Here is a 24938-nt window from a genome sequence, read left to right on the forward strand (position 1 = left end):
ATAGATGCAAAAAACGGCACCCTCGCGGTGCCGTTTTTGTTTAGCTGAGACTAGCCTTTCTGAGCGAGGTCTTCCATCAACGCGCGCAGCATACGCCAGAACTCATCGACCGATGCAAGCTCCACCCGCTCATCCGGGGAGTGAGCTCCACGAATCAGCGGGCCAAACGAGATCATATCCAGGTGGGGATATTTACTGCCCAGAATACCGCACTCAAGCCCCGCATGAATGACCTTAACAGCGGGCTCTTTCCCAAACAGCGCGGCATGGCGTTTGTTAAAAATCGCTAACAGCGCACTGCCAGGATTCGGCGCCCAACCGGGGTAGCTATTCTCGACACGGACACGTGCGCCAATCAACCCAAACAGTGCCTCAAAACGGTCGGCCAAAGCGATCATTGCGGTATCGTGCAAGGAGCGCACCAGCGCACACAGATGCAAACGGCCCTCTTTCAGGCTGAGTACGCCCAGATTATTGGACGTTTCAACAACACCGGGCACATCAGCGCTCATGCGCTCGACGCCGCAGGGCGCTGCGTGAAGCGCGGCCACCAACATGGCACTGGCGTCCAGGGTTAGCGGGTCTACTGACGCATTATTCACCGCACGCGTTGCCGTCAGCACCAGACCGCTATCGCCACTACCAAGCTCGGCACGCAGGGTACTTTCCAGCGCTTTTAGCGCGTCGAAGGCGGCATCCATTTCGTCAGCGGGCAAGGCCAGCTGAGCAAACGCTTCACGAGGAATCGCATTACGCAGCGTGCCGCCGTGGTAGCTAACCAGCCGCCCATCAAACCCCTCAAGGGTACGCAGCGCACGCACCAGCAGGCGATTGGCATTGCCCAGCGGCTTGTGGATATCCATGCCTGAATGGCCGCCTTTAAGGCCTGTCAGTGCAATCTCGACCAGTTGCTCATCGTCGCGTAGCTTGGCAACGGGTAGCTGGGCATCCACCACCACATCGCCACCGCCCGCGCAGCCGATATACACTTCACCGCGGTCTTCACTGTCCAGGTTAAGCAGCAATGAGCCTTTCAGCCAGTTCTCTGCCAGGTTCAGCGCGCCTCCCATTGAGGTCTCTTCTTCCAGAGTAAACAGCGCTTCAAGCGGGCCATGAGTAAGCTCTGCATCCTCTAGCACGGCAAGAATAGCCGCTACGCCCATTCCGTTGTCAGCCCCGAGCGTCGTACCCTCAGCATGCAGCCAACCATCGGCGACGTAGGTGCTTATTGGATCACGCGAAAAATCATGGGCGCTGTCAGCATTGGCCTGGGCCACCATATCCAGATGGCCCTGCAAAATAACCCCTGGGGCGTGTTCACAACCAGGTGATGCCGGCTTACAAATGCGTAAATTGCCAAAACTATCGCGGTCGTGAGCAAGCCCTTGAGCATCGGCCCAGGCTTCTAGTATCGCGACCAACGCAGCTTCCTGGCCAGAAGGGCGCGGCGTATTACACAGCGTACGAAAATGGCGCCAAACGATAGGCGGCGTTAACGCGTCTAAATGTGCGTTCATAAAAGCTCTTCATTATCGGTAACCGACCCACTTTACTCCTCAAGGCGACGAGGGAAAAGCATGCATTGATGCCACCTGCCCCACCGCTTGGCGTAGTGCACGAACGGACGCATTATGCGCAGCGGCTAAAGGCTGGTTTTGAAAGGCCCACGCCGCCAGTTGGTGATGCGCGGTTGCCATGCCTGATGAGGGCACGTGGCTGGCTTCTCGCGCCAGCGCTTGTAGCGCAGGCCGCGCCAGCGCCGGGTCACGATGCGCATAGGCGACATCGTTGATGGCTTGGCGCTCCTTTGCGGTTAGCGGTGCAGAAGGCAGCCCGCGTAGTAACAGTGTGACTACCTCGGCGGGCAGCGTGGTTAATTCAAAGGCCAGCAAGCTGGGCAGCGCTGCGCTGAACCCTGCCGTTAACGAATGCAGTACCGCGCGCCCCTCAACGTTCAGCGCTTTGGCAACCATCACCGCAAATTCCCCGGTAGCCGCTTCACGGGTGATGCCCAGCCGCACGGGCTGAAACCCTTGGGCAAGCCAGAAGCGTAGTAGCGACGCTTCGGCGCCGAAGGTGGCGCCATAAAGCGCAATGCCTTGCTGCGCGGCCTCCTGAACATCCTCGGCAATAAGCTGTTGCCCCAGGCCTTCCCGGCGGCGCTCTGGATGAGTGGCGATACGCACGACACGCCGCCAACGGGCGGTCAGTGCTGTACGGCTGCCCATGTGGGCGGCCAGCGACTGCGCCATCAAATGCCCTTGCGGGCGGCGCTCGCCCCGTGCGACTTGCTCGGCAAGCGAGGCATCAAAACCGCCCTCTTCTCGTGCCACCAGAACCGCTTGAGGGGCATGTTTGTGCCCCAGTAGACGCAGCGTGGTTCCGGGTCCGTCTAACAGCTGACGCACGTCACTTGGAGAGGTCCGGTAGTGAGACTGCACCAACAGGCCAAACAGCGCTTCAAGAGCAGCTTCCTCCTGGGCAAGGCAGGCACGTTCGAGTGTATATGAGTTATCCGCGTAATTGTCACGTTGCCCCAAGGCTGGCAAAGGCGCCTTGAGTAGCAGCAACCGGTTGATCGCGGCTTCAAGAGGATCACCGGCACTCCAGCGAATGGGGGTGTCCAGCGTCAAGGCTTTCCATTGCGGCGTCAGCCGGGTCAATACGTCTTTAAAGCGCAAGGCAAACCCTCGCCCTGAACCTTCGTAGCCATCAACGGTGGTCGCAAACGCAATACGCGGAAACGCCGCCAGCCACTGGCCTAACAAGGCAGCAGGAATCGCCGCGGCTTCATCCACCATTAAATAGCTGCCATCGCCTCCCAACTGTTTGGCCGCAACGTGCTCGGTCAGTACATCCGGGGGCAAAAAGCTCAGCTCGCGGTTATCTGCGAGTTGAAAGCGCCCTGGGGCGATGCGCGCTCCGTCAGGGCACAGGGCTTCAAGCCGAGCGAACAGACTCTCCACGGCGCTTAACCTGGGAGCTGTCACAATGATATTCGAGGTTCCATTTTCTAAAAGGCGTGCGCAAGCGATCCCAAGCGCGGCACTTTTACCCCGCCCACGATCAGCGGTAATCACCACTGGGCGGCGGCGCTTCAAACGTACAAGCTGGGCAACGATAGCCGATTGATCCGCCGTGAGACACGCGCTATCGCTAACGCTCTGTGGACAATTCGTGCTGGCGGGTAAACGGGGAAGCTTTGGCACTCCTGGGGCATGCCAAGGGATAACATCTGTACGCTCATGAAGCAGGCGAGCCAATCGCGCCAGATAGTGCGACGTTAACTGCTCCCAGTGCCAAGGGTGGTCAGCAAAACGCGCGTAATCCGGGTCCGGATGACGACCCCAAGGCTTGGGAGTAATAAGCACCAGCAAGCCTCCCGCTATCAACGTGCCTGCCAGCGCGCCTAGCGCGTCAGGATCAAAGCCCGCCTCACCACTGGCATCCAGCACGATGAGCTGATGCTCTGCACCTAAACGCGTGCGCGCCTTACGGGGCGTTATCCAGGGCGCAACGGGCACATCATCGGCCTGATGAGCAACCCATAAAGGTGCTGTCCAGTTAGCAGCCTGCCATAGACGATGCGCGTGAGCACGGCATTCGCAAGGCCTACCGACTAGCCATACCAGTTGACGCCAACGCCTCCTCTCCAGCCGCCTGGAATGGGTAACTAGTGTTTGAACTGGCCGCTCACTAATCATGCTTAACGTTCTCGTCAATCTGGCTGGTGATGACAACCCTGGCATCACGACTCCTGGCACACGCCCCTTGGTTAAGACTTTGGTTGAACAAAATATCAATTTTCAACGTTTATAGCCTCAACACGTTTTACAAAATGTGCAAACAAAAACAGCAAGCAATTGATTTAAAATAAAATATTGTCTTAATAAATGAAAAATTGAGTGTTTATTTACTTGGCTTACTGATATTGCGCCGCAGCGGGGAGAGTATGCTAACTTACTCTTGAAGCATCGCCACTTTACGTACGCGTCAACTTCTTAGCTACGCTTTCCTGCATCACGGTAACAAATACTAACAATGCCTTATGCCAACCAGGAAAAATAACATGAAAATGATCACTCGATTCAGCCTTACCAGTCTGGCGGCAAGCGTGACGTTAGCCGCACTCGCTACGACAGCACAAGCACAAGAGCAGTGGACAATGACTTCCACATGGCCTGACAACCTTGACCTCATCAAGATTGACCAGCATTGGGTTGAGCTGGTGAATAAATTGGCAGGTGATGAACTACAAATTAGTTTCCGGGCCGGAGGCACTCTGATGCCTGGCACCGAAGTGTTTGATGCGACTGAAACCGGCAGCATAGAAGCTGCAGGCGATTGGCCAGGTTACTGGGCAGGCTTAAATCCTGCTTTTTCACCACTAGCCACTACTACAAGCCTATTTAACGGCGTTGATTACCTTAACTGGATTCAGCAATGGGGCGGGCGTGAACTCTATGAAGATATTTATGGCCAGTTCAACATGATGTATCTGCCCTACGGTATTACTAACAACGAGTCCGGATTTATGGGCCGCACCCCCATTGCAAGTATTGCTGACCTTGAGGGCAAGCGTTTGCGTCTTTCAGGCCGTGACCAAGGGCGCGTACTGGAACAGCTGGGTGGCTCTCAAGTAACGCTTGCAGGGGGTGAAATTTACCAGGCGATAGAGCGCGGAGTGATTGACGCTGGTGAATTCTCAACACCCGGTGTTGACTACAATGCAGGCTTCGCCGAAGTCGCCGATAACTGGGCCACGCCGGGCTGGCATCAGTCGGCCAGCGTCTTTGGCGTAATGATTAATAAAGATGCTTGGGATGCACTTTCCGAGGAAACCCAAGAGAAATTACGTATCGCCGCGGATGCCACAATGGCTTGGTCGCTGGCCTGGTCTGAATTTGAGTCCAACGCGGCTACCCAGAAGTTTATTGATGCCGAGGTGACCATTAACCAGTTTTCAGAAGAAGATCTTGCACGCATTCAGGAAGTGACCAATCAGGTGATCGTGCAAGGCGCCTGTGAAAATCCCGATCATGCCAAGGTCTATCACTCCATGATTACCTATTTGCAGGATTATGCGACATGGCGTGACGTTTCCGCCCCCTTCAACATGAGCCGAACCATGGATAATTTGCCGTCATTGGAAGAGATCGAAGCCTGCCTGTAAGGCGCTCATGTTTCGCCTCGGCCATGCCGGGGCGTTTGTTGTGCTGATCGGAGATCTTTCATGAATGCGATTGCCCAGGCCATTGATACGATTAACGAAGCCTTTGGACGCCTGATAGCCCCCTTGATCGCCGTCATTACCCTTATCGTGCTTTATGACATTACCTCGCGCTTCTTGTTTGGCCGACCCAGCGACTGGGCATTTGATATCACCAAAATGCTGTTTGGGGCGCACTTTATGCTGATGGCGGCTTATGGTCTGCGCCACCACGTCCATGTAGAAGTCGACGTTTTAAAGCGCCTGTTATCGCGCAAAAAGCAGGCGCTGCTCACTCTATTCGGGTATTTGATTTTCTTTGTGCCCTTTATCTGGATGCTGCTCAAGTACGGATGGCTGTTTTTCGAGCGCGCTTTTAGCCGCGGCGAAACCACCTACGGTATGGTGTCGATTCCGGTGTATCCCATTAAAGGCGTGATTGTGCTGGCGGCAGTGCTGCTGCTCCTGCAGGCCATCGCTATTGTACTGCGCGCTATTATACAGTTGCGTCAGGAGGCCCCGGCATGAACCTGAGTCCTGAATTGCTCGCCCTGGTGATGTTTGGCGGCCTGCTGGTGGGACTTTTCATGGGCCACCCACTGGCATTTGTGTTAGGTGGTGTAGCAGTGATTGGCGCGTTTTTAGGCCCCGGTGAGCGGGTGTTGGGCACGCTGATCAACAATATCTATGGTAACGCCATGGATAACTACGTACTCGTGGCGATACCGCTTTTTATACTCATGGCGCGCTTTCTAAACGACTCCGGGGTTACCGAGCGAATGTTTGATGCCATGCGCCTGCTGCTGGCCAACCTACGTGGCGGATTGGCGCTGACCGTGGTAATCGTGTCGGTACTCTTGGCCGCGACGACCGGCATTGTTGGCGCGTCCATCGCGGTAATGGGTATGATCGCCTTAGTGCCGATGCTCAAGTACGGCTATAACAAGGAGCTAAGCGCAGGCGTAATCATGGCCAGCGGCTGTTTGGGTATTTTGATTCCGCCCAGCATCATGCTGATCCTGATGGCCAGCTACTCGCCGGTATCGGTAGGCGCACTGTTTGCGGGCGCCATGGTGCCAGGGTTAATGCTGGGCGCTATGTATGCACTTTACGTACTGCTGATCTGCCACTTTAAACCGTCTTACGGCCCGCCAGTGCCCAAGGAGGAACGCGCGGAAGTTAGCACCCAGCAGCTTTTAATCATGCTGGGCAAGTACGTGGTGCCGCCCATGTCGTTGATCCTTGGGGTACTTGGCGCGCTGTTTACCGGGATTGCCACCGCCACAGAAGCCTCAGCAATTGGCGTTTTTATCGCATTCATTTTGTTTTTAATCTTTGGTGACAGGAGGCTATCCACTTGCTTTAGAACGCTGTTAGAGGCGGGTAAAACCACCACCATGGTAATGCTGGTGCTGGTCGGCGCGACCGCGTTTACCGGCGTGTTCTCGCGCGGTGGCGGCATGCAGGTTATTCAAGACCTGCTGCTGGCCATGCCCGGCGGCAATACCGGCGCGTTGATCATGATGCTACTGCTGGTATTTGTGCTGGGTATGTTCCTGGACTGGACCGGCATCGTACTGCTGAGCTTTCCCATCATGCTGCCGATCATCCAGCAGATGGGCATTGATCCGCTGTGGTTTGTCGTCATGGTGGCCGTGGTGCTGCAAACTTCGTTTCTTACCCCACCGTTTGGCTATGCCCTGTTCTACCTGAAAGGCGTGGCTCCGCCCGGTGTGGAGATTGTCGATTTGTATAAAGCCGTGGTGCCGTTTGTGGCGCTTATCCTGTTGGCTTGCTTGCTGATGGCCTCTTTCCCCTGGCTCGTCACGGGCTTACCCAGCTTGATGGTCGGCTATTAACCGGCCACCCCGCTCTTAGCCGTAATGCTGTTCGGTTATGACCGAAGGCTCTAAGAAAATCCGGTATCCTTCATTGGATACCGGATTTTTTTGCCTATTCAACAGACATTGCTCGATATTGATGAGCCACACTCCTTCACTCAAGTGATACCATTTACAGCTGTTATTTTTTCGCATTGACGAGTCAGCCTGCCAGCCTCGTCTTAGGAGACAACGACGTGCCCATTCCCGCTCGCCGTTCACGATTGGCGCTACTCGCTGACGGTATATCCCGCTTTAGGCTATCACTCACACCCTGGTCATGTGCGTTGTTCTTGATTGCGCTGACGGTGGCACTGCCGATTCTAGTTGTCTTGAGCTATATCTTTGTGCCGACGGAAGGCGTCTGGCAGCACTTGGCGAGCACCGTGTTGAGCCGCTATCTGTCGAATACCTTTTGGCTCGTGCTCTGGGTGGGGCTGGGCACGTTAATCCTGGGCGCCGGTAGCGCCTGGCTGGTGGTGATGTGTCGCTTCCCGGGCAAACGAATCTTCGAGTGGGCACTTTTATTACCGCTGGCGGTGCCGACCTATGTCATCGCCTACGCTTACACGGATTTTTTGCAGGTGGCGGGGCCGCTACAGAGTGCGCTGCGCGGGTGGTTTGACTGGCAATACGGCGACTACTATTTCCCCAACGTGCGCTCGTTAGGCGGCGCCGCGACGCTGATCACGTTTGTGCTGTATCCCTACGTTTATTTGCTCGCCCGCGCCTCCTTTCTTGAGCAATCGGTATGCGTACTCGATGTAGGGCGCACGCTGGGTCGTGGCCCCTGGCATCTGTTTGCAAGCGTTGCCCTACCGCTGGCGCGCCCCGCCCTGGTGGGTGGCGTTTCGCTGGTGCTGATGGAAACCCTCAACGAGTTTGGCGCGGTGCAGTTTTTTGGCGTAGATACCTTTACCACCGGCATTTACCGCACCTGGTTTGGGCTGGGCGAACCCGTGGCAGCCGCGCAGCTGGCGGCCTGCTTGCTGACGTTTGTGATTGTACTGGTGCTGCTGGAGCGCTTCTCGCGCGGGAAGCGGCGCTATTTTCATACCACCAACCGCTACCAGCAGTTGCCTGAGTATCGCCTGCACGGCTGGCGCGCCCTCGGCGCAACGCTCGCCTGCTTGCTGCCTATTGTGATTGGTTTTTTATTGCCCAGCGGCATTCTGCTGAACCTTGCCATTCAGCAGGGCGACGCCCTGCTGGGCACGCGCTTTATCCGCTTCGCTACCAACAGCTTAAGCCTTGCCACAGTAGCAGCGTTGATTGCCGTGGGCCTGGCGGTGCTGTTGAGCTATGGCGTCAGGCTACATAATTCGCCCGGCGCCCGGCTATTTACCCGAATCGCCGCCATGGGCTATGCCATTCCCGGCTCGGTGGTGGCGGTGGGTATCTTGATTCCCTTTGCCTGGCTGGATAGCACGCTGAATACGTGGCTACACGCCCACTACGGAAAAATTATCGGCCTGGTGTTTAGCGGCTCGGCGTTTATTTTAATTTATGCCTATGTCGTGCGCTTTTTGGCCGTGTCATTTAATGCGGTTGAGGCAAGCCTGGGCAAAGTGACCCCCAATATGGACGCCGCCTCGCGCACTTTAGGCCAAACCGCAGGTGGCACGCTGCGCCGTATTCATACGCCGCTGATGCGTAGCAGCCTGCTGGCCGCCGGAATTCTCGTGTTTGTGGATGTAATGAAGGAGCTGCCCGCGACGATTATCCTGCGGCCGTTTAACTTCGATACTCTGGCGGTGCGTGCTTATAGCCTGGCGTCTGATGAGCGCTTGGCTGAGGCCTCCACCGCGTCGCTGGCTATTGTGGTGGTCGGCATCTTGCCGGTGATTCTGCTTAGCCTAGCCATGCGCCGGGCTCGGCCCGGCAGCCATGCTCAGTAAGTCTACCTAGGCTTCATCCTGAAAAACAAACACCTGAGAGTGGTCCAAGTCGATATCAATTGGCTGGCCCTCCTGGGGCAGAAAGACGCCAGGCACGCGGGCATGTAGATGCGCCTCCTGGCCATCAGCCCCGTGGGCGCACAAATGAATGAGGCTGGAACGCCCGAGTAGTTTTGCCATGACCACGTGGCTATGGCGGTGGGCGGCTGCGGGCAAGTCGCGCTCCTGAAGCCGCAGCGCCTCAGGGCGAATCATAATCCGTGCCTTACTGCCTTCGGGCAGCCAGCTGGCATCTATTTCACCTACCGGGGTCTGCACACGGCCCTGCTTAACCGTGCCGCTGAGTTCATTTACTTCACCAAAAAAGGTCACCACAAACGGATCGACTGGCGTGCAGTAAAGCTCACGCGGCGTGCCCGTTTGAATAATTCGGCCGTCGCGCATGAGGGCAATTCGGTCAGCCATAAACATGGCTTCTTCGGGGTCGTGGGTCACCAGTAACGTGGCTGACCCCAGTTTCTTCAACACGTGCAGCGTATCGTCGCGAATACGGTCACGCAGGCGTGCATCCAGGCTCGAAAAGGGTTCGTCGAGCAGCATCAGCTTGGGTGTTGGCGCAAGCGCCCGGGCCAAGGCGACGCGCTGTTGTTGCCCGCCAGACAGCATGTGCGGGTAGGTATCGATATAATCCGCCATCCCCAACTGAGTCAACAGCTCGACCGCGCGTTCGCGGCGCTGACGCGCGGGCATCTGTTTGAGCCCAAAGGTGACGTTTTCCAGCACACTTAAGTGAGGGAAAAGCGCCGAGTCCTGAAATGCCAGGCCGACATTACGCTTTTCCGGCGGAAGGTGACGCTGGCCGGGTGACGCGACGGCCTGCCCTTCCAGGCTAACGCTACCTTGTTGAAGGGCTTCCAGCCCCGCGGCAATACGTAATAGCGTGGTTTTACCGCATCCCGATGGCCCCAGCAGGCACACGACTTCTCCAGGGGAAATCTCTAACGAGACACCTTTCACCACTTGGTTTGCCGCATACGTATGGTGAACATCGTGTAGCGAAAGCGCCTGTAGCGTGGCGTTATCGGGAGCTGATACGGTTACTGCCATAATGTCACCATGTTCTCGTTGAACCAGCGTCTCACTTAGCCAGCACTTTTGGCGTGCTGCTCGGCAGACTGCGTTGAATATCAACACCATTGTATTTTTCATTCGCTTGATATGCACGCAGGGTTGCACAACCACGAACACCTTGTTCTTTTTTCCCTTGACGCGGGTACTGCGAAAGTATTCAATATTAAAACTTAATGCAACTTATTCTCATAATCATTTAGGACGCTAACTATATGAAAACAACACGTCTTTCAGTCGCTATCGCCGCCATTTTTGCGGGCGCTGCTGTATCAAGTACAGCACTTGCCGATGCGGTTAACATTTACTCTGCCCGCCACTACGATTCGGATGAAATCCTCTATAAAGCGTTCACCGACGAGACGGGCATCGAAGTGAACGTTCTGGAAGGCGACTCCGACCAACTGATGGAGCGCATGCAGCGTGAGGGCATTGCCAGCCCCGCCGACGTCATGCTGACGGTTGATGCGGGCCGTTTATGGCGCGCCGAGCAGGATGGCCTGTTCCAAAGTGTGGATTCTGAGGTACTGAGCGAGCGTCTGCCGGAGTCAATGCGCCACCCTGACAATTTATGGTTTGGCTTTAGCCAGCGTGCACGGGTAATTTTCTATAACCGCGATAACTTCGACCCCAGCCAAATCGAAAGCTACGAAGATTTAGCCGATCCTCGGTTTGAAGGCCAGCTGTGCATTCGCTCCTCCAACAACATCTATAACCAGTCGCTGCTTGCCTCCATGATTGAGCATCACGGTGAAGAGGGTGCCGAAGAGTGGGCCCAGGGCGTGTTTAACAACCTGGCACGTAACCCCGAAGGTGGTGATACTGACCAGATTCTTGGGGTCGCCAGTGGCGAGTGTGACTTGGCCGTTGCCAACCACTACTACTATGTTCGTATGCTCCATTCCGACAACGAGTCTGACCGTGAAGCAGCGCGCAAGGTGGGAGCAATTTTCCCCAACCAGAACGACCGTGGCACCCACGTTAACGTTGGCGGTGCAGGCCTGGTAGCCAATGCGCAAAACCCGGAAAACGGCATTAAATTCTTGGAATTCTTATCATCTGATGGCGCCCAGGAAATCTTCGCCGAGCGTAACTATGAGTTCCCGGTCGTCGAAGGAGTCAAGAAAGACCCGGTATTAGAGTCATGGGGTGACTTCAAAAAGGATGAGCTGAATATTAATGTGCTGGGTGAGAATAACCCCGAAGCCATTCGTATTTTTGACCGCGTCGGCTGGCGCTAAGCCCTCCCCCACGCAAACAAAACGGCCCGCCATTTGGCGGGCCGTTTTCATGTGAGCACTGTTTACATTTAGTGGGCTTCATCCCAGTTGGCACCGCTTTCGGCTTCAACAATCAGCGGTACTTTAAGCTCAGCGGCGGCTTGCATACGCGTTTGCACTTCACCAATAAACGCTTCCACCTGCTCTTCTTTCACCTCAAACACCAGTTCATCATGTACTTGCATGACCATCAGCGCATCGAACTCGCCCTCTGCAAGCCAAGCGTCCACGTCGATCATGGCCTGTTTGATGATATCCGCGGCGGTGCCCTGCATGGGCGCGTTGATCGCGGTACGCTCGGCGCCTTGACGGCGGTTGCGGTTTTGCGAGTGGATTTCCGGCAGGTACAGGCGGCGCCCCAGCACGGTTTCCACAAACCCATCTTCCGCGGCCTGGGTGCGAATCCGGTCCATATAGCGAGCCACGCCTGGGTAGCGGTCAAAGTAGCGGTCGATATAGGTTTGCGCCTGATTGCGCTCGATATGCAGCTGGCGCGCAAGGCCCCACGCGCTCATACCGTAAATCAGCCCGAAGTTAATCGCTTTAGCACTACGCCGCTGATCACTGGACACTTTGTCCAGCGCGGTGCCGAAGACTTCCGCGGCAGTGGCCGTGTGGATATCGCGATTCTCGGCAAACGCTTCCAGCAGGCCCTTGTCTTCTGAAAGGTGCGCCATGATGCGCAGCTCAATTTGCGAGTAGTCAGCGGCAACAATGCGATAGCCAGGCCGGGCAATAAACGCCTGACGAATCTTGCGCCCCTCTTCGGTGCGAATGGGGATGTTCTGCAGGTTCGGGTCCGATGAAGAGAGACGACCGGTGGCGGTGACCGCCTGGTGATAACTGGTGTGTACCCGGTTATTTGCCTTGTTGATCAAGCGCGGCAGCTTATCGGTGTAGGTGGACTTCAACTTGGAAAGCCCGCGATGCTCCATGATGACCTTGGGCAGCGGGTAATCCAGCGCCAGCTCCTCAAGCACCGCTTCGGCCGTTGATGGCGCGCCTTTGGGTGTTTTCTTGAGAACAGGGATCTTCAGCTCATTAAACAGAATTTCGCCTAACTGCTTGGGCGAGCCCAGATTAAACTCACGCCCGGCCAGGTCAAACGCTTCAATTTCCAGTTCACGAATGCGCTTATCCAGCTGTTGGCTCTGCGCGTGTAGGCGCTCAGCATCTATCGCCACGCCGTTACGCTCAATGCGGGAAATCACCTTGATCAGAGGCAGCTCCAGGTGATCCAGCACCTGGGCCAGGCGCCCCTCTTTGTCTACCTGCGGGCGCAACACATCGTACAAGCGCAGGGTAATATCCACATCTTCACAGGCATAAGGTGCTGCCTGCTCTAACGCTATCTGGTTGAAGGTCAGCTGCTTGGCGCCTTTACCAGCGATCTCTTCAAACGAGGTGGTTTTCTCGCCCAGGTACTTAAGTGCCAGCGAATCCATGTCGTGGCGCGTTGCCGTGGAATTCAATACATAAGAGGCCAGCATGGTATCGGCCAGCGTTCCGGCAACGATAATGTCGTAGTTGGCCAATACGGAAATATCGTACTTGAGGTTCTGACCAATCTTGATGGTCTTTTGATCTTCGAGCAGCGGCTTAAGCGCCGCTAAAACCTTGGCTCTATCCAACTGAGCGGGAGCATCCAAATAGTCGTGGGCCAGCGGAATATAGGCCGCTTCACCGGCGTCGAGCGCTAGGCCAATTCCCACAATTTCGGCTTCCATGTAATTCAGGCTGGTCGTTTCCAAGTCAAAACAGAACCGCTTGGCGCTTTTTAAGCGCTTGAGCCAAGCGTCCAGTTCGCTTTGCTCAACGATGACATGGTCCTGGCGCTCTTGGGGGCTGGCTGACTGCGCATCACTGGTTTCCTCAGCATCGTCAGGTACCGGTTCGCCGCCTTTTACGTCATCCACGCCCTCATCTTTTCCCTCCAGCAGTTCAGCCAGCCACTGCCTGAATTCAAGCTCTTTATAAAGCGCAACCAGCTGTTCGCGATCCGGGTGCGCAATATCTAAATTATCCAGCCCAACCGGCAGATCGCAGTCGACTTTGATGGTGGCAAGCTGATAGGAGAGATAGGCCTGCTCACGGTGCTCTTCAAGCTTTTTGGATAACGTTTTGGCCCCACGAAACGAGAGCGTTTTAACCCGCTCTAAATCCCCGTAAATGGTGTCCAGCCCGCCGCCCATTCCCTGCAGCAGCCCCAAGGCGGTTTTTTCGCCCACGCCCGGCACGCCCGGGATGTTATCGACCTTATCGCCCATCAAGGCGAGGTAATCGATAATTAGAGCAGGCGGCAAACCAAACTTGCCTTCCACACCAGTCTCATCCAGGGTTTCATCTTTCATGGTATTAACCAGCGTGATATGCGCATTCACCAGTTGCGCCATATCTTTATCGCCGGTGGAGATCACTGCATCCCGACCCGCCTGCGTGGCACGGTGCGCTAACGTACCTATCACGTCATCCGCCTCCACGCCGTCAATGCATAAAAGCGGCAAGCCAAGCGCCTTTACGCAGGCATGCAGTAGGGCAACCTGGCTGCGTAAATCATCCGGCATCGGTGGGCGATGCGCCTTGTAGTCTTCAAAGAGCTCATCACGGAAGGTTTTGCCCGGCGCATCAAACACCACCGCCATTGGGCTTTGCGGATAATCCTTTATGAGCCGTTTGAGCATGTTCAGCACGCCCTTAACGGCTCCCGTCGGTTGGCCATTAGAGGTTGTTAACGGCGGCAGCGCGTGGAAGGCACGATACAAGTACGAGGAACCATCGACGAGCACGATCGGGGCACGGGCCATAACCAATATCCATTGCAAAAAAAGTATAGGGTCATGATACGCGCTAAGCGCCAGCGGCTGAAATAAACTGGCGGATACAAATACGCTTAAGCGCTTAACAACGCTGCCAACTCAGCCAGCAAGCCGCTACAATAATCAGCTTAGCAACCTGGGCGAGACTTTCATGGCTGTATTCACCCCGCTTAGCGACGCACAGGTCGCTACGTTTTTAGACAACTTTGATGTTGGTGGCTTTGTATCTCTGCAAGGAGTCGCGGGCGGCACCGAAAATTCAACGTTTTTTGTTACCACGCAGCGCCGAGAACTGGTGCTCACCCTGTTTGAACAAGGTGAACATGAAGAGCTGCCGTTCTTCGTCGACCTGCTGGACTACCTGGATGAACACCGTTTGCCAGTGCCAGGCCCGGTTCATGACCGCGATGGCATTGCACTGCACAGCCTGGCGGATAAACCGGCTCTGCTATTTCCGCGTATGCCGGGCCGTCATCCCGTCGCCCCTAACCTGGCGCAGTGCCGGGCGCTTGGGGATACGCTGGGGCGTTTGCATGTGATCTCACAGCACTTCTCCGGCCATCGCCCGAACCCCCGCGACTTGCACTGGCTACAGGCCATGCACCATAAAGTATTGGCGTACTTAAGCCCTGATGATCAGGCATTAATGAAAAACGAAGTCGAGGATTTTGAAAGCGCCTTCAGTCAGTACGCCAAACTGCCCCAAGGGGCTATCCATGGTGACCTGTTTCGCGACAATACGCTGTTCGATGGCGACCAGCTTGGCGGCATCATTGATTTTTATAATGGCTGTACTGGTGACCTGCTGTTTGATCTCGCCATCGTGATTAACGACTGGGCATCAAATGAAGACGGCACGCTCAATGCAGAGCGCTATAATGCCTTGCTGGGGGCTTACTTGGCACGCCGACCACTCACCCACGATGAGCGTGACGTATGGCCGATAATGCTACGCATGACGGCGCTACGCTATTGGTTATCGCGCCTGTTGGTCGTCTACGTTGACCCACCGGCTCACGATTTAACACCTCACGACCCCGAGCGTTTTCATACCATCTTAAACGCACGCATTGCATATGGCGCCTTACCTCTTCCTGAGGCTGACTTATGAGTGCAACGCAAAGTGGGTCAGCGCTAAGTGCTCGCCGCACATGGAATATCGACCAATGGGGCAGCGGCTACTTTGATGTAGACGACCACGGCCAAGCGCTTGTGCGCCCCTTGGGCAGCGACGCCGAAGGCCCTACTCTGCCCCTGCGTGAGCTGGTTATTCAGTTGCAGGAGGCGGGCCTACGCCTGCCTGTTCTGGTGCGCTTTAGCGATATTCTGCACGACCGGGTTGAACAGCTGTGCGGCGCCTTTGATGCCGCCATGAGTGATATTGACTACCAGGGCGGCTACACGGCGGTTTACCCCATTAAGGTTAACCAACAGCGCCGCGTGGTCGAGGAAATTCTGGCGACTTCCGAGCGCGGTAATGGCCGAGTAGGCCTGGAAGCGGGCAGTAAGCCCGAACTTCTTGCCGTACTTGCTCTCTCGGGCGGTGGGTCATCGCTGATCGTGTGTAACGGTTACAAGGACCGTGAGTACGTGCGCCTTGCCCTGCTGGGCGAGAAGCTTGGCCACCGTGTTTACCTGGTCGTGGAAAAGCTCTCCGAGCTTGCGATGATTATGGAAGAGGCCCGGGAGCTTGACGTCACTCCACGTATTGGCCTGCGCGCCCGGCTTGCCTCGGTGGGCAAGGGCAAGTGGCAGAACACCGGCGGTGAAAAATCCAAGTTCGGCCTAACTGCCAGCCAAATTCTGGAGGTGGTGGAAACGCTGCGCGCCCAGGATGCCTTGGCAAGCCTGCAGTTGGTGCACTTCCACTTGGGTTCGCAGATCGCCAATATCCGCGACATTCAGCGTGGCCTGCGTGAGTGTGCCCGCTTTTATCAGAACCTGATTACCCTGGGCGCACCGATTGATACGGTCGATGTGGGCGGCGGCCTGGGCATTGACTATGAAGGCACCCGCTCACGCAGTTACTGCTCAGCCAACTACTCCATGCGCGAATATGCCCGTAATGTGGTGAGCGCCTTTGCTCAGCTGTGCGAAGAGTCCAACCTACCTCAGCCCCATTTAATCAGCGAATCGGGCCGAGCGTTGACGGCCCACCATGCGGTGCTTATTACCAACGTGATTGGCGAAGAGCGCATTGATGATACGCCACCCGAGAAGGCGGCTCGGGACGATATACAGGTTGATGCCCTGTGGCGCGTGTTCGACCAGCTTGCCACGCCTCAGGAGCCGCGCATGCTGGTCGAGGCCTGGCATGACCTCCTGCAGGCAGTAAGCGAGTTACAGGACAGGTTTGTGCTGGGGCTGAGCGATATCAATGCCCGTGCCGAAGGCGAGCGCCTGTATTTGGCCGCCTGTGCGCGTTTGCGCAGCCAGTTGGATACTCGTAATCGTGCACATCGCGAAATTATGGACGAGCTGGCCGAGAAGCTGGCTGACAAGCTGTTTGTTAACTTCTCGCTGTTCCAGTCGGTGCCTGATGTGTGGGGCATTGAGCAGATCTTCCCGGTGCTGCCATTAAGCGGGTTGAATCAAACCCCAACGCGCCGTGCTGTCATTCAAGATATTACCTGCGATTCAGACGGCCGTATCGACAGCTATGTTGATGGACAAGGTGTAGAAAGCACCCTGCCCCTTCCCGAATGGCCCTCGGAAGATGAGCGCTGGCTAGGCTTTTTCCTGGTGGGGGCGTATCAAGAAATTCTGGGTGACTTGCATAACCTGTTCGGCGATACCGACTCGGTTGACGCCGCATTAAACGAGCACGGCGAGTGGGTGCTTTCCAACCCGCTGGCGGGTGATACCGTTGCCGATGTACTGGCCTACGTCAACTTTGACGCCAAGGTACTTATGCAAAAGCTGACCGAGCAGATTGTCAATAGCGGTTTCTCAGAGCAAGAGCAGGAAAGCTTTGCGGCAAGCCTGCACGAAGGGCTGGAAGGCTATACGTATTTAGAGTAACGCTATCGCCTTACTTTTTTTCCTTACTTTTCAGCACCAATAGAAAGCGTCCCCCCTGGACGGCCAAGGGGCGCTTTCACTATGCAACGCTGGCTTATTCAGTAACCGAGGTTGTCACTTCCAGACCGCCGGTCAGCGTTAAGCGCAGTGATGTGCCTCGAGTTAATTCACCGACACCGGCGGGGGTGCCGGTTAAAATGACATCGCCCGGCTCAAGCGTGAAATGACGGCTCATTTCCGCGACCAGCGAGGGAATCGCAAAGATCATATCCGAACCTTCCCCATGCTGGCGCGCTTCACCATCAACCTCCAGCGTAAAGGCCAGCGCATTCCAGTTGGGTACTCTGCTTAGCGGCAGGAACCTGGATAGCGGGCAAGACCCATCAAAACCCTTGGCGATTTCCCACGGGTGGCCCTTCTCTTTCAGCTTCGTTTGTACATCGCGTAGCGTTAAATCAAGCGCTAAACCAATACCCACAATCGCACGCTCCGCTTCATCCGGCGTCGCGTGGGTGAGGGTTTCCCCAACTAATAGGGCCAGTTCGGTTTCGTAGTGTACATCGCCTTGAGAAAAAGGCGGGCTCAGCGGCTGCTCTATATCCACGACACTCGTCGCAGGCTTAATAAATAACAGCGGCTCGCTGGGAACGGGATTATCCAGCTCTTTCGCGTGATCAGCATAGTTGCGGCCAACACATACGACTTTGCCCAATGCATGGGGAAATGCCTGACCGTCAGTAAATTGTGGAACAAGACGCATGGCGGGTACTCTCCTTCTCATTATACGTGCCGCGTTCTTAACAACAGACGCAACAGTTTACCCTACCTATGTGTATGTTCCACAACCTAATACGAGGTTATCGCTCATCCTCCCAATCACTTATCGACTCGCCACTCTTGGCCTGGGTCATGGGCCAGAAAGTCCGGACGCTGCTGCGGGGCCGCATACGGCTCGCGGCAGCGATTATCGGGGCGGTTAAAGACAAAGAACACGTTACTGCGCGGGTCTGGCGACAAGTTAGCGTTTGAGGCATGCAGTGTATTGCAATCAAACAGCAATAGCCCACCCGCCTTACCTTTCGGCGCTTCAATACCGTGCTCGGCAACCAGTTCAGTGAGAGCCTCTGGGCTTGGCACACCCACTTCCTGCGCTTTCAACGAACGTTTATGGTTATCCACTGGCGTCTCTCCCATGCAGGGCACAAACTTCTTGTGCGAGCCAGGAATCAGCATCAGCGGGCCATTAAATTCGTGATTATCGGTCAGGATCAAGGACGCACTCACTGCATGCATGCCGGGCATACCATCCTCAGCGTGCCAGGTCTCAAAATCCGAGTGCCAGTTAAAGCCTTTACCGGCGAATCCCGGCTTGTAGTTAATCCGTGACTGATGCACATAAGGATCATCACCAATCACCTGCCGAGCGGCGCCTGCCACGCGCTCATCTCTGGCCAGTGCGCCCAAGCGTTCTGAAAGGTGGTGTACCGCAAACAGTGAACGAATTTCGTTACTTTCAGGCTCAGTAATACTGAAGTCTTTATCGCGGTAAGCATCCGTACTCATAAGTGCCTGCATCTCAGCACATAGCTCATCAAGCTCACTACCGCTAATCAGATTCGGGATAAACAAAAAGCCTTTACGTTCAAATTCATCCAGTTGAGGTTCGCTTAAAGGTCCTGCCAAGTGGCGCCCTTTCACAACGGCGTCCTGACGCGCCTGCCAAAGCGCTTGAGGAGGCTGTGCCAAGCGCGATGGATAGGGGTCATAAAATTTCGCATGTTGCGAAGAGGGCGAATCCGCTAACTCGCTGTAATGCTTATGGGCGGTCACATTATGAAAAGATAGATTGCTGACTGTCATCTAATCCACTCCTTGTATGATTAAATTTCAGATCAATGTCATTGCCATAACAAGGTAGCTAACTTATACGTCTCTGCAAGGCATAACACAGCCTTTATAACGTGGATTAAACCAACATCGCTTAAGCGACTTTTAACGTTTCAACCTTCTTAATGGGTTAAGATTTCATCAAACTCGTCAATTACTTACAACACCCAACCAAAGTTGACTAAAAACGCCAACCCTAAAGATAACAAATATTGAGTTATCACGAATTAGAAAAAAGATCGCTTATTGCTCTATCAAAAGCCATCTTTCGCTATTTAAATGTCTGACCAGGTTTCATACTTGGACCGTGGCGATGGAAAACACCCTTGCCACCACATTGACGCTTTATGGGATTATCAGCACTAACTTTAACACACTTCACCAACTCAAATCAGCCATGCGGCTTCATGCTACCCAAGCCATGCCAACAGCCCTCTCCATTGGAGAGGGCTTTAAAAAGTGGCAATTTCATTCTAGACGACCAACATTCAAACCAAAAAAACAACTACGCCAACAGTTCAACAAAACCAACCAAAAGAGAATACGATTTACTGATCATTTATCAGTAACTCTTTCATTAAAAACCCGTAACATATAGCTACTCAAATACGGACATAGCGTTACTCTATAAGAACATGACCATAAATAAAATCACTATCAAAACCTGTTGCTGCCGCCATTTCCTCCGGATTAAGAAGCTTAATACTACTCCTCGTTTTACGTATAAACTTCTTTTGCTCCAGCGCGGTCATGCAGCGGCTAACATGGACACTAGTAATGCCTAATAGCTCGCCTACCACATCTTGGGTAATAGGAAATGCGTAAATATTGGTCTTCAACAACCCTTTAAAGCAGAATCGCGTATAAATTTCTAATAAAAAATGGGCAACACGCTCTTCAGAACGATGATGCGTACAGCTTCTTAATCGTTCAATCGTAATATTGTCATTGACCATGATATAGGACATTACCGCTTTTCTAACGTCCATATCGGTTTTAAAAAGTTTATGTATATCTTCGACCGATATTTTTTCAAACTTACAGTTAGTAAGCGCTAGTATAGTAATATCGTGGTTGTCAAAAAAGCTTTCTCGAACACCGATGATATCGCCAGGCATGAATACATTACATATATCCTGGCCTCGCTTATCGGTGGCATGACAAAGGCTCGCCCATCCTTCTTTTACTAGAAACATATCGGCCCGGCCATCACATAATGAGAGCATCTTTTGATTTCTCTTTAATTCGACCGGTTTTTTGCGCGTTGACCGCAAGCTTTCTAAAGAGTCGCTGCCCAAATCTCCATACAACCCCAGAACATTCTCTAGTGTTATATCAAAATTCAAGGCGTCGAAATCATCAGTGCCACCATTAAAGCCAAAGCTTTTTTTGTCCATAATATCGTAATTTCCTGCCATTACCTTATCCATTTCTACACTCCTTTGTAGTTAGACGTAAGCTATACATGATGGTCAAAAGGTAAAAAGTTTATATAACTAAAAGAGGTAAGAGGCAAAAAAAATATAGTCAACGAAAAAAAGATAAACAAGAATTATTTATTTGCCCCACTTGGATAAAGGATATTACTAAACTATCAAGTGATAAAAATTAACAATTGTTAACTTTTTCATATTAATTTATATCATCAATCATCGACTTACGCTTTTCAGGTAATGCAGGCTTGAAAAAAAGCGTTACATTTACAAACAAACTGAAACTTACCGGATCATAAACAAAGATCGGCTAACCGCAAGTTAGCTAATAAAGATAGGGATTGATATTTAATAAATTACATATATCAAGGATAAACGCTACCAGCTGTCTTACGCTAATTATGCGGCATTAGGAGAACAACCTTATTCACGGAGAGAATAATGATGAAACGTAATATTTTTGTAATTGCTTTAGAAGATAAGCAGCGTCATGCAATGGAGACCTTGCGTGAGGCAAAAGCATTAAATATTCATGAACTGCTGAGTGTGGATACCGCGGTTGAGGCTGAAGAGCTATCGTTTAATCAGCTTTTTGAAGAGATCAAGGCGAAACTAGACAGCTTCTCAGGGTCAATAGATGGCATTATCGCGCAGTGGGATTTTCCCACCAGCGTACTCGTTCCTCTCCTCTGCCAGCATTATGACCTTCCTTCTCCTTCTATCAAGAGCGTTTTAACGTGTGAACATAAGCTCTGGAGCCGCCTGGAGCAGCAAAAGGTGATTCCTGATGTGGTGCCTGCCTTCTGTGGTGTCGATCCTTTCAAAGATAATCCGATTGACCAGGTAACCCTCGACTTTCCCTTTTGGATAAAACCGGTAAAGGCCTTCTCTTCTCACTTGGGGTTTAGGGTGGAGAATCAGGCGCAGTTTGACCATGCGATTGAAGAAATACGCATGGGTATTCGTCAATTGGGCGACCCTTTTAACGAAGCGCTTGCGTATGCTGACCTGCCCGAGGAAATTCAAGCACTGGATGGTAACTCCTGCATTGTTGAAGAGATCGTCAAGGGTGTACAAGCCGCCCCTGAAGGTACGTTTTTTAAGGGCGAGTTCAATGTGCACGGTATTATCTCCCAGCCTAAATCGGATGGGTCACAAACACTTTTTGACCGCTTGGAGTATCCAAGCAACCTGCCTGAACATGTTCACCACAAAATGGTAGAAACGGCCAAAATGTTTCTTACCCATATTGGCTACGATAATGGCTGTTTTAACGCTGAATTTATGTGGGACGAGGCGACTGACAATCTTTGGCTGATTGAAGTTAATACACGTATTTCTCAGTCACATAGCGAGATATTTGTCCTGGTTGACGGCATGTCCAACCATGAAGTAGCTATCGATATTGCCTTAGGGCAACGTCCTTCACTATTAAACCGCCAAGGCGTGGCGCCTGTGGCGGCAAAATGCTTTATTCCCTACGCCCATGAGGATGGCATCGTGACGCGGGTGCCTAGTCAGGAAAATATACAGGCGCTTCAACAACGCTTACCGCACACCGATGTCTGCCTTGATGTTGCTCCAGGCCAACGCCTTGGCGATTTACTGCATCAGGACAGCTTTTGTTATCGACTAGGCACGCTTTACATCACCGGCAATAACCACGAGGAGATCGAAGAAAACTATAAATTTTGTTTGGATTTTTTAGATTTTGAGATCGAAAAAGTGGATCTTTAAAAGGAGGTAGCATGGAAGTTATCAATGACTTTCCTTATAACGTCCGCGAGATAGAAAACGTCTTTATTCCTATGCGTGATGGCAAGCAGTTGGCCGCGCGTATCTGGCTCCCCGAGGCAAGCCTGGCGTCGCCTCTTCCCGCGATTATGGAGTACATCCCTTACCGCAAGCGCGATATTACGCGAGGCCGCGATGCCTCCAACCACCCTTACCTTGCTGGTCATGGCTATGTGTGTGTTCGTGTGGATATGCGCGGTAGCGGTGACTCTGATGGTGTATTAACGGATGAGTACACCCAGCAAGAGCAGCTTGATGCGGTGGATGCGATCGAGTGGATTGCCCACCAGGCCTGGTGCGACGGTAATGTCGGCATGATGGGTATTTCCTGGGGCGGCTTTAATAGCCTGCAAGTCGCTGCTAAACAGCCGCCTGCTCTTAAAGCCATTATTAGCCTCTGTTCAAGCGACGACCTGTATGCCGACAATATGCACTACATGGGTGGCTGCCTACTGGGAGACAATTTGTCGGAAGCGACCGTAATGCTAGCGTTTAACGCCCTGCCCCCGGATCCTTTGATAGTGGGCGACCGCTGGCGGGACATGTGGCATGAACGCATGGAAGACAGCGGCCTTTGGATAGACAAGTGGCTTCGCCATCAGCGCAGGGATGCGTACTGGACCACCAGCTCAGTGTGTGAAAATTATGATGCTATTCGGTGTCCGGTTTATGCGATTGGTGGTTGGGCCGATGGTTTTACCAATACCGTCTTCAGATTAATGGAGCATCTTGATGTTCCACGTAAAGGTTTAATTGGCCCCTGGGGTCATAAGTACCCTCACCAGGGGATACCCGGGCCCGCCATTGGTTTTTTACAAGAAGCACTGCGCTGGTGGGATTATTGGCTGAAAGGTGATGATAACGGCATTATGGATGAACCCATGCTGCGTGCCTGGGAGCAGGATAGCGTACCACCTGACAACGCTTACGAAGACAGGCCCGGCCGCTGGTTAACAGAGTCCGAGTGGCCATCGAGTAATTTGCAAGAGCAGTGTTTTGTCTTGTCGCCTTACCGGCTTACTCCCCAAACCTGCTCAGTTGGTATGTCTGAACCTAACGTTGATCCTGTCACGATGGGGCTACAGTCGCCGTTAAGCGTTGGCTTGTCAGCCGGCAAATGGTGCTCCTACGCTGCAACACCGGACTTACCCGGCGACCAGCGCGAAGAAGACGGCGGCTCGCTTGTTTTTAGTACAGATGCATTAACCGAGTCGTTAAATATCTTTGGCACGCCTTCTTTAGAGTTGGAAGTTTCCAGCAATCAGCCGCAGGCCATGTTGGCCGTCAGGCTTTCTGATGTCGCGCCGGATGGGAAAGCGACTCGCGTCACCTATGGCCTGTTAAACCTTACCCACCGTGATAGCAATGCAGAGCCAACGCCGCTTGAACCGCATCGCACCTACCGGGTGACGATAGAGATGAACGGTATTGCCCAAAAATTCCCCGCAGGACACCAATTACGGCTTTCTATTTCAACCTCTTACTGGCCCCTTGCCTGGCTCCCTCCCAAACCTGCCCAAGTGGATATGACCTTTAGTCAGTGCGTACTTAAACTACCGGTGCGTACCGCAGACCATCATGGGGATGGCTTAACGCATTTTGGAGCGCCCCAGTCGGCACCGCCTCTTGAGATCTCTCACTTGGCACCCAGCAAGCATAATTGGTTGCTGCATCAAGATCTGGCGGCCAAAGATTCAACGCTGGAAGTCATCAATGACCAAGGGTGCTTTCGCATTAACGATACCGGTACCGAGGTTCATCGGTGCGCCCGCGAATATTACACCACGGTAGGGAATGATTTTACGTCAGCACGTGGCGAAACGATGACGGAAAGCTCGTTTCAGCGGGATGACTGGCATACAGAAGTGTATACCCGGACAGTGCTGAGCTGCACTGAAACGGACTTTATTATTCATGCCCAGATGGATGCTTATGAAGGGCAGTATCGGGTATTTTCCAAAAACTGGGAGTCTACAATTCCACGCGACCTGCTGTAGAAAAGTTGACATGGAAAGAAGGTGGGGATTAACAAACCACCTTCCCCAACCGAGCAAAGCCGCCTACATGCATTAGGCGGCTTTTTTGTGCATTAAAAAGTAGCAGGTTAGACGAATTTCGATAGATAGCGCTTAACGTTTAGCGCGCTGGTCATCGTCATCAGCACGATGCAAAAATTGTGTGGTCGTAGACTCCAGATGATCCGCCAGCCAATCCGCCATGGCAATCTCTTCCTGAAGGATCTCTTTGCATACTTGAGCGACGCCCGTATGGCCCGCGCTTCCCGCAGCCTGAATCAAAGCTTTATAGTTGGCGATTTCAAAGTGCTCAAAAGCGTAACAGGCGATACTTCCTTTCATGACTTCATCGCCCATCATCATGCCGCCAAGCGCTTGGCCAAAGGCGGTTATCTTACCGCCCAGATCCTTGAGGGCTGAGGTATCAATATCCAAACCAGCCATGGCCTGCTCCAAGCGATCCGACTGATGGCGGGTCTCATTTAAGTGCTGCTCAATACGCGCCTTAAGCTCAGGGTAATCAACTAATCGTTCTGCCTGCTTTTCCAGCATTTCCTCAGCTTGCTTTTCCATAGCA

The 24938-nt window shown here is 53.4% G+C and carries 18 protein-coding genes; 10 read left to right on the top strand and 8 right to left on the bottom strand.

Annotated features, from left to right (window positions below; translation table 11 throughout):
• Positions 1–50: 50 nt before the first annotated feature.
• Both ACT3RQ_RS14035 and ACT3RQ_RS14040 read right to left on the bottom strand, forming a co-directional pair.
• Positions 51–1517, bottom strand: coding sequence for an aminoacyl-histidine dipeptidase (locus ACT3RQ_RS14035; RefSeq protein ID WP_444680689.1), 1467 nt, complete (start codon positions 1515–1517; stop codon positions 51–53).
• Positions 1518–1556: 39 nt separating this feature from the next.
• Positions 1557–3524 carry a tRNA(Met) cytidine acetyltransferase TmcA gene (locus ACT3RQ_RS14040; protein WP_444680690.1) on the bottom strand — a complete coding sequence of 656 codons (1968 nt, stop codon included), beginning with the start codon at positions 3522–3524 and terminating at the stop codon, positions 1557–1559.
• A 545-nt stretch (positions 3525–4069) separates the two neighbouring features.
• Between ACT3RQ_RS14040 and dctP the strand changes: the two genes are divergently transcribed.
• From dctP to ACT3RQ_RS14060, 4 genes are all read left to right on the top strand, one after another.
• The gene (gene dctP, locus ACT3RQ_RS14045; RefSeq protein ID WP_444680691.1) at positions 4070–5173 is read left to right on the top strand and encodes a TRAP transporter substrate-binding protein DctP; all 1104 of its coding nucleotides are present in this window, start codon (positions 4070–4072) and stop codon (positions 5171–5173) included.
• Positions 5174–5233: 60 nt separating this feature from the next.
• Entirely contained in the window at positions 5234–5737 is a 504-nt protein-coding gene (locus tag ACT3RQ_RS14050) for a TRAP transporter small permease subunit (RefSeq protein ID WP_193056823.1), read from the top strand.
• Positions 5734–7068 (top strand): TRAP transporter large permease, encoded by a 1335-nt coding sequence (locus ACT3RQ_RS14055; RefSeq protein WP_444680692.1) that lies wholly within the window; start codon positions 5734–5736, stop codon positions 7066–7068. Before ACT3RQ_RS14050 ends, ACT3RQ_RS14055 begins: the two co-directional genes overlap by 4 nt.
• 218 nt (positions 7069–7286) lie before the next feature.
• Positions 7287–8987 carry an ABC transporter permease gene (locus ACT3RQ_RS14060; protein ID WP_444680693.1) on the top strand — a complete coding sequence of 567 codons (1701 nt, stop codon included), beginning with the start codon at positions 7287–7289 and terminating at the stop codon, positions 8985–8987.
• A 6-nt stretch (positions 8988–8993) separates the two neighbouring features.
• On the opposite strand, the gene ACT3RQ_RS14065 is transcribed toward ACT3RQ_RS14060, so the two are convergent.
• Positions 8994–10094, bottom strand: coding sequence for an ABC transporter ATP-binding protein (locus ACT3RQ_RS14065; RefSeq protein WP_444631184.1), 1101 nt, complete (start codon positions 10092–10094; stop codon positions 8994–8996).
• Positions 10095–10330: 236 nt separating this feature from the next.
• Here ACT3RQ_RS14065 and ACT3RQ_RS14070 point away from each other — a divergent pair, with 236 nt between their 5' ends.
• A complete protein-coding gene (locus tag ACT3RQ_RS14070; RefSeq protein ID WP_444680694.1) occupies positions 10331–11356 on the top strand; it encodes a Fe(3+) ABC transporter substrate-binding protein in 1026 nt (341 codons plus the stop codon).
• 68 nt (positions 11357–11424) lie between these two features.
• On the opposite strand, the gene polA is transcribed toward ACT3RQ_RS14070, so the two are convergent.
• Positions 11425–14199: a DNA polymerase I gene (gene polA, locus ACT3RQ_RS14075; RefSeq protein ID WP_444680695.1), complete on the bottom strand. Its 2775-nt coding sequence runs from the start codon at positions 14197–14199 to the stop codon at positions 11425–11427.
• A gap of 163 nt (positions 14200–14362) precedes the next feature.
• Between polA and ACT3RQ_RS14080 the strand changes: the two genes are divergently transcribed.
• Complete coding sequence (locus ACT3RQ_RS14080) at positions 14363–15322, top strand: homoserine kinase (RefSeq protein WP_193053323.1); 960 nt, start codon at positions 14363–14365, stop codon at positions 15320–15322.
• Positions 15319–17232: a biosynthetic arginine decarboxylase gene (gene speA / locus ACT3RQ_RS14085; protein WP_444680696.1), complete on the top strand. Its 1914-nt coding sequence runs from the start codon at positions 15319–15321 to the stop codon at positions 17230–17232. The genes ACT3RQ_RS14080 and speA overlap by 4 nt, the downstream gene beginning before the upstream one ends.
• A 94-nt stretch (positions 17233–17326) precedes the next feature.
• Here speA and ACT3RQ_RS14090 read toward each other — a convergent pair whose 3' ends face one another.
• Positions 17327–17992 (bottom strand): fumarylacetoacetate hydrolase family protein, encoded by a 666-nt coding sequence (locus tag ACT3RQ_RS14090; protein WP_444680697.1) that lies wholly within the window; start codon positions 17990–17992, stop codon positions 17327–17329.
• A gap of 116 nt (positions 17993–18108) precedes the next feature.
• Positions 18109–19092: an ectoine hydroxylase gene (thpD, locus tag ACT3RQ_RS14095; RefSeq protein WP_444680698.1), complete on the bottom strand. Its 984-nt coding sequence runs from the start codon at positions 19090–19092 to the stop codon at positions 18109–18111.
• Positions 19093–19432: 340 nt separating this feature from the next.
• On the opposite strand from thpD, the gene ACT3RQ_RS14100 reads away from it, so the two are divergent.
• A complete protein-coding gene (locus tag ACT3RQ_RS14100; RefSeq protein ID WP_444680699.1) occupies positions 19433–19717 on the top strand; it encodes a hypothetical protein in 285 nt (94 codons plus the stop codon).
• A 22-nt stretch (positions 19718–19739) separates the two neighbouring features.
• Here ACT3RQ_RS14100 and ACT3RQ_RS14105 read toward each other — a convergent pair whose 3' ends face one another.
• Positions 19740–20549, bottom strand: a complete 810-nt coding sequence (locus tag ACT3RQ_RS14105; protein WP_444680700.1) for a Crp/Fnr family transcriptional regulator — start codon at positions 20547–20549, stop codon at positions 19740–19742.
• A 444-nt stretch (positions 20550–20993) separates the two neighbouring features.
• On the opposite strand from ACT3RQ_RS14105, the gene ACT3RQ_RS14110 reads away from it, so the two are divergent.
• Positions 20994–22289, top strand: coding sequence for an ATP-grasp domain-containing protein (locus ACT3RQ_RS14110; protein ID WP_444680701.1), 1296 nt, complete (start codon positions 20994–20996; stop codon positions 22287–22289).
• Between the two features lie 11 nt (positions 22290–22300).
• On the top strand, positions 22301–24343 hold the full coding sequence (locus tag ACT3RQ_RS14115) for a CocE/NonD family hydrolase (RefSeq protein ID WP_444680702.1): 2043 nt from the start codon (positions 22301–22303) through the stop codon (positions 24341–24343).
• Between the two features lie 132 nt (positions 24344–24475).
• Here the strand turns inward: ACT3RQ_RS14115 and ACT3RQ_RS14120 are convergent.
• A partial coding sequence (locus ACT3RQ_RS14120; protein ID WP_444680703.1) for a ferritin-like domain-containing protein occupies positions 24476–24938 on the bottom strand: 463 nt, incomplete at its 5' end.

It is taken from the genome of Halomonas sp. AOP43-D1-4 (assembly GCF_052446175.1).
Taxonomy (GTDB): domain Bacteria; phylum Pseudomonadota; class Gammaproteobacteria; order Pseudomonadales; family Halomonadaceae; genus Vreelandella; species Vreelandella citrativorans.

Coding starts and splice junctions, on each gene's coding strand:
- ACT3RQ_RS14100 (WP_444680699.1), top strand. CDS start 19,433: ATGGAAAACACCCTTGCCACCACATTGACGCTTTATGGGATTATCAGC.
- thpD (WP_444680698.1), bottom strand. CDS start 19,092: ATGACAGTCAGCAATCTATCTTTTCATAATGTGACCGCCCATAAGCAT.
- ACT3RQ_RS14055 (WP_444680692.1), top strand. CDS start 5,734: ATGAACCTGAGTCCTGAATTGCTCGCCCTGGTGATGTTTGGCGGCCTG.
- ACT3RQ_RS14080 (WP_193053323.1), top strand. CDS start 14,363: ATGGCTGTATTCACCCCGCTTAGCGACGCACAGGTCGCTACGTTTTTA.
- ACT3RQ_RS14090 (WP_444680697.1), bottom strand. CDS start 17,992: ATGCGTCTTGTTCCACAATTTACTGACGGTCAGGCATTTCCCCATGCA.
- ACT3RQ_RS14070 (WP_444680694.1), top strand. CDS start 10,331: ATGAAAACAACACGTCTTTCAGTCGCTATCGCCGCCATTTTTGCGGGC.
- speA (WP_444680696.1), top strand. CDS start 15,319: ATGAGTGCAACGCAAAGTGGGTCAGCGCTAAGTGCTCGCCGCACATGG.
- polA (WP_444680695.1), bottom strand. CDS start 14,199: ATGGCCCGTGCCCCGATCGTGCTCGTCGATGGTTCCTCGTACTTGTAT.
- ACT3RQ_RS14065 (WP_444631184.1), bottom strand. CDS start 10,094: ATGGCAGTAACCGTATCAGCTCCCGATAACGCCACGCTACAGGCGCTT.
- ACT3RQ_RS14115 (WP_444680702.1), top strand. CDS start 22,301: ATGGAAGTTATCAATGACTTTCCTTATAACGTCCGCGAGATAGAAAAC.
- ACT3RQ_RS14050 (WP_193056823.1), top strand. CDS start 5,234: ATGAATGCGATTGCCCAGGCCATTGATACGATTAACGAAGCCTTTGGA.
- ACT3RQ_RS14105 (WP_444680700.1), bottom strand. CDS start 20,549: ATGGATAAGGTAATGGCAGGAAATTACGATATTATGGACAAAAAAAGC.
- dctP (WP_444680691.1), top strand. CDS start 4,070: ATGAAAATGATCACTCGATTCAGCCTTACCAGTCTGGCGGCAAGCGTG.
- ACT3RQ_RS14110 (WP_444680701.1), top strand. CDS start 20,994: ATGATGAAACGTAATATTTTTGTAATTGCTTTAGAAGATAAGCAGCGT.
- ACT3RQ_RS14035 (WP_444680689.1), bottom strand. CDS start 1,517: ATGAACGCACATTTAGACGCGTTAACGCCGCCTATCGTTTGGCGCCAT.